General features: G+C 75.6%; 4 protein-coding genes. 1 reads left to right on the plus strand and 3 read right to left on the minus strand.

The window, feature by feature from the left end:
* Positions 1-435: 435 nt before the first annotated feature.
* Genes LO771_RS27940 through LO771_RS27950 form a run of 3 tightly spaced genes read right to left on the minus strand, consistent with a single transcriptional unit; the run spans position 436 to position 2,287 of the window.
* The gene (locus LO771_RS27940) at positions 436-1,230 is read right to left on the minus strand and encodes a DUF3710 domain-containing protein (protein ID WP_230747613.1); all 795 of its coding nucleotides are present in this window, start codon (positions 1,228-1,230) and stop codon (positions 436-438) included.
* A 2-nt stretch (positions 1,231-1,232) separates the two neighbouring features.
* Positions 1,233-1,757: a dUTP diphosphatase gene (gene dut / locus LO771_RS27945; RefSeq protein ID WP_230747614.1), complete on the minus strand. Its 525-nt coding sequence runs from the start codon at positions 1,755-1,757 to the stop codon at positions 1,233-1,235.
* Positions 1,754-2,287 (minus strand): PaaI family thioesterase, encoded by a 534-nt coding sequence (locus tag LO771_RS27950; RefSeq protein ID WP_230747671.1) that lies wholly within the window; start codon positions 2,285-2,287, stop codon positions 1,754-1,756. The genes dut and LO771_RS27950 overlap by 4 nt, the downstream gene beginning before the upstream one ends.
* A 255-nt stretch (positions 2,288-2,542) precedes the next feature.
* On the opposite strand from LO771_RS27950, the gene LO771_RS27955 reads away from it, so the two are divergent.
* Positions 2,543-2,995, plus strand: coding sequence for a DUF3093 domain-containing protein (locus tag LO771_RS27955; RefSeq protein WP_230747615.1), 453 nt, complete (start codon positions 2,543-2,545; stop codon positions 2,993-2,995).
* The last annotated feature ends 292 nt before the right edge of the window (positions 2,996-3,287 follow it).

Below are 3,287 nucleotides of genomic sequence, written 5' to 3' on the forward strand. Positions count from 1 at the left end.
ATATCTGGCGTTGACTTTTGGCACGCTGTTGAGTTCTCAAGGAACGGACGCTTCCTTCGTGACCCCTGCGGGCCCCTCCGGGCGCTTCGTTCTTCCGTGTCTCCAGCTTATCAGACCCGCGGAGTTTCTCTCTCCGCTTCGCTGACCCCCGCCGGCGGGGTTCCTGCGTTTTCCTGCTTTCGCCTTCCGGCGCTTTCCGACTCTATCAGACCGATCGGATCGCTCCGTGAGCCGAATTCCCCGAACATGTCGAATGCAAATGCACCGGATGTTCGACGGGAGGTGCCGCTGCGCGGAGTCCGCGCCGAGCGACCGTGGAACTGTACGGCCGCGGCGGCGGCGGAAGCAAATCGACCCTCCGGACCGCCCGAGGGCGGTCCGGAGGGTCTCGGTCCTGCCGTTGCGTGCTCCGGTTCCGTGGTCCCGGAGCGCGGGTCAGCGGACCTCGGTGATCTCGGGACCCCGGTCGAAGGGGTTCAGGTGGGAGCCGGCGAAGCGGGAGTCGCCCTCGACCGGGGCCGCACCGGTGTCGGCCACCATCTGGGCGTCCTCGGGCAGCTTGAGCACGATCGGGTCGCGGGGTGCCATCGGCGACTCACCGCGGACCACCACGGTCTCCCGGAACACCTGCTCCAGCACGCCGGCGGTCTCCGGCTGCACGGCGGCCTGGCCGGAGATCACACCGCGGAGGAACCAGCGGGGGCCGTCGCAGCCCACGAAGCGCACCAGCTGGACCCCCTGGGTGCCGTCCGGCAGCTGCACGGGCACCTGGGCGCGGAGGTGCCAGCCCAGCGGGCCCTCCTCCTCGTCGACGATGCCGCCCTGCTGGGTGATCCCGCCGGCGATCTCGTCGCGGACCTCCCCCCAGATGCCCTCCGACTTCGGCGCGGCGAACGCCTGGAGCTGGATGGCGCTGCTGCCCAGGACCAGGGTCGCGGCGACGATCGAGTCACCCGCGACCTCGACCCGCAGCTCCATGCCCTCGACACCGGGGATCAGCAGACCGCCGAGGTCGACGCGGCCCTCCTCGGGGCTCTCCAGCTCGGAGACGTCCCAGGGCCCGTCCGGCCGGGGAGCGGGCGGCAGCCCGACACGCTCCGCCGGGTCGGCGTCCGATCCGGTCTCGGCGTAGGCGGCACCCTCGACGTCGTCGGCATACTCATCAGCGCCGAAGGCGTCCTCTGCGAGCTGCTCGACAGCGTCCTCGCTCTTGTGGCGACGACGGAACACGGTCACTGTCCTTCCCGGTCGGGGGCCGAAGTGAATACCTGCCCGGCCGCGGGCATGCTAACCGCGGCATGGCCGCCCGTCGACCCGAAGCCCCCGTCGGCGCGGGCCGATCCCGGCAGCTCGGCCACCTCGTGGAAGCGGGCCTTCTCGACCTGCTGGACGACCAGCTGGGCGATCCGGTCCCCGCGGCGGAAGCCGACACGCTCGCGCGGGTCGAGATTCACGACGATCACCTTGATCTCACCACGGTACCCGGCATCGACCGTTCCCGGGGCGTTGACGAGCGCGACCCCGCAGCGCGCCGCGAGGCCGGACCGCGGATGGACGAAGGCGGCGTAGCCGTCGGGCAGGGCGATCGCGACACCGGTGGGCAGGACGGCGCGCTCACCCGGTGCGAGGTCGGCGTCGACGGTGGTGCGCAGGTCGGCGCCGGCGTCGCCGGGGTGGGCGTACGCCGGGAGCGGGAGGCCGGGGTCGAGGCGGCGGACCAGGATGTCCACGGGCGGCCGGGGGTGGGAGGCGCTCACGGGTTCACCTCGAAGGCTCGGGCGCGCTTGAGGACGTCGGGGTTCTCCATGGCGGCCTTGATGTCCTCCGGCCGGCCGTGGGTGGTGAAGTGCTCCAGCCGGACCTGGACGAAGAGCGCCTGGGCGCGGATGGCGACCGGTCCGCCGGGGCCGTCGAGGCGGCCCTCGGCGGCACAGTAGATCTTGCGGCCGTGCACGCCGGTGACCCGCGCGTGGATGTGGAGGACGGTGTCCACGGGGACGGGCCGGACGAAGTCGGTCTCGAGCCGTCCGGTCACCGAGGCGGTGTGCAGCATCCAGTTGAGCGAGCCCAGCGCCTCGTCCATGGCGGTCACGAGGACCCCGCCGTGGGCGAGGCCGGGACCGCCCTGGTGCACGGGCTTGACGGTGAACTCGGCGGTGACCTCGACGCCCTCGCCGGCCCGCGCCTCCAGCTGGAGTCCGTGGGTCTGCCGGGGGCCGCAGCCGAAGCAGTGGTCGTAGTGGGAGCCGAGCAGCGTGCCGGGCGCGGGGGCCTCGGGGTGGCGCACGGGGGGCTGGGCGTCGGGCGGCGGGGCGGTCGCGGGCCGCGCTGCGGCCTGGCCCGCGTCCCGGGCCTCTGCCGCCCGGGGTGCAGTTGGTCCGGTCACAGGCGTTGACCCTACCGCCGCACGGCCGGCGGTCCGCACGTGCGCGGGGCGGCCCGGGGCGGGGGCGGGCACGGCGCCCGGGCGGACCGGGCGCCGCGGAGGGCGGCCCGGCGGGGGCTGCGCGGGGGCCGGCCCGGAGGCGCCCACAATGGAGCCATGTACGACGAACGCCTCTCCGCGCCCCGCTCCTGGTGGCTGCTGCCCGTCGCGGCCGGGCTCTCCCTCGCCCTGATCCTGCTGCGCTTCGGCCCGGTGCCGGGGGTGATCGGCCTGGTGGCCGGCGTGGTGCTCGGCGCCGCGGCGCTGAGCGGGTACGGGGCGGCCCGGATCCGGGTGGTGCAGGGGTCGCTGGTGGCGGGGGACGCCCGGATCCCGGTGGACGCGCTGGGCGAGGCACGGCCGCTGGACCGGGCGGAGGCGCTGGCGTGGCGGACGGCGAAGGCCGATCCGCGGGCGTTCATGCTGCTGCGGAGCTACGTGCCGACGGCGCTGCGGGTCGAGGTGAGCGACCCGGAGGACCCGACGCCGTACGTCTACCTCTCCACCCGGTCGCCGGAGCGGCTGGCGGCGGCGCTGGAGGCCGCCCGGGCGGAACTGCCGCGCGGCTAGGCACTGCCCGGCCGTTCCCGCCGGGCCCGCGACGCGCCCCGGGCCCGTCCGGGAGGCGCCCCCGGGCACGGGCGCCCGCCGCGTCGCCGTGCCGTCCGGGCAGGGCCACGACGCGGGGCGGCCCTCCGCCCTGCGATCCACCGCACCGAAGGTCTCCGGGCCCTGCCCGGCCGCTCGCGTCGGGCAGGGCCCGGAGCGGCCCGGTGCCCGCGGGCCCTGTGCAGGCCGGGGGACGGCCGGCCGCCCGGCCGCGGGGCCGGGGGCGGGCCGGGGCGGGCCGCCGGCCCGGCGC

The organism is Streptacidiphilus sp. ASG 303, from assembly GCF_020991365.1.
Classification (GTDB): Bacteria; Actinomycetota; Actinomycetes; order Streptomycetales; family Streptomycetaceae; genus Peterkaempfera.